Source organism: Aeromonas sp. PrichA-15, assembly GCF_017939245.1.
Lineage (GTDB): Bacteria > Pseudomonadota > Gammaproteobacteria > Enterobacterales > Aeromonadaceae > Aeromonas > Aeromonas caviae.
Genome location: NZ_JAGKRH010000144.1, coordinates 1 through 1,488, shown reverse-complemented (window position 1 = coordinate 1,488; position 1,488 = coordinate 1). Strand labels below are relative to the sequence as shown.

1 protein-coding gene and 2 pseudogenes are annotated in these 1,488 nt (G+C 63.2%); all 3 read right to left on the bottom strand.

The features are described from left to right. A pseudogene (locus J9889_RS16625) lies at positions 1 to 149 on the bottom strand (LysR family transcriptional regulator); the annotation flags it as partial. Between the two features lies 1 nt (position 150). Next, positions 151 to 387, bottom strand: a pseudogene (tyrA, locus tag J9889_RS16620) (chorismate mutase); the annotation flags it as partial. A 118-nt stretch (positions 388 to 505) separates the two neighbouring features. Then, a partial coding sequence (locus J9889_RS16615) for a 3-deoxy-7-phosphoheptulonate synthase (RefSeq protein WP_210557387.1) occupies positions 506 to 1,488 on the bottom strand: 983 nt, incomplete at its 5' end.

The window sequence follows — 1,488 nt, the reverse complement described above, 5'->3', positions numbered from 1 at the left end:
AAGGTTTCCCCGCTGCTGGCCCGCAGGGTCGGGGTGATGGCGAACCTGTCCCCCTGCTCCTCGCTCAATAGGGGCCAATGATTGAGGTGATCGGGGTGCAAAAAACCAAGCAGCTCGTGGCCAGCCAGCAAGTCAGCCGGCTGGCGTGGGCATCACCCGGCGCAGCACGTCCTCGATAAGGTCCCCCGGCACCCCCAGTACCTCGGCCTCGGCGCGGCGGCGGGCCAGCATGCTCGCCTCCCGATCCGGTGCATAGATGGGCAAGCCGTGCCGGCTTTTCACTTCCCCCACTTCCCCCACCAGGGCGAGACGAGCGGCCAGCAGATCAATCAGCTGCTTGTCCACCGCATCTATCTTGTCCCTGAGGGCATTCAACTCTTTCGCCATGTCCAGTCCCTGCTGGCGCCGCCCGCAGCGACGCCCTGTCATTCAAGAGGCAACAAGGTATCACTGCGTGGGCAGTGATACCTCGATGGTTCAATCAGTTGCAACAAGATACCACGGCTTATGCCGATGTTCTGGCCAAAAGTGGTGCCGCCAGCTGGCTGTGGCAGCGGGCCAGCAGCGCATCCGTGGTCTCCCAGTCGATGCAGGCATCGGTGATGGAGACGCCGTAGCGCATCTCGCACTTGGGCTGCTCGCTGGACTGGTTGCCTTCGAACAGGTTGGATTCGAGCATCACCCCGATGATGGAGCGGTTGCCCTCCTGGATCTGGTGAATGACGTTGTCGGCCACCTTGGGCTGCAGCCGGTGATCCTTGCTGGAGTTGCCGTGGCTGCAATCCACCACCAGACCGGGCAGCAGGCCCGCCTTCTCCAGCGCCTCTTCCGCCAGCGACACATTGACCGAGTCGTAGTTCGGGTGCTTGCCGCCACGCAGGATCACATGACCATCCGGGTTGCCCTGGGTCTGCAGCAGCGCGACCTGACCCTGCTGGTTGATCCCCATGAAGGCATGAGGACTGGAAGCGGCCTGCAGCGCATTGATGGCGGTGCCGAGGTTGCCGTCGGTGCCGTTCTTGAAGCCGACCGGCATGGAGAGGCCGGACGCCATCTCCCTGTGGGTCTGGGATTCGGTGGTGCGGGCACCGATGGCCGACCAGGAGAAGAGCTCCGCCAGGTATTGCGGGCTGATGGGGTCGAGCGCCTCGGTCGCCAGCGGCAACTCCAGCTCGGCCAGCCAGCAGAGCAGCTCGCGGGCGCGGTGCAGACCCAGTTCCACGTCAAAGGTGCCGTCCAGGTTCGGATCGTTGATAAAGCCCTTCCAGCCGACCGTGGTGCGCGGCTTCTCAAAGTAGACCCGCATGACAATGTAGAGAGAGTCCTGATAGGCGTCATGCATCGCTTTGAGTCTGGTTGCGTACTCTTTGGCAGCGTCCATGTCGTGGATGGAGCAGGGACCACAGATCACCAGCAGGCGGTGATCGCGACGGTGGATGATGTCGGCGATGGTATTGCGGGCCCCTTGCACGAATGCCAGCGCGCGAT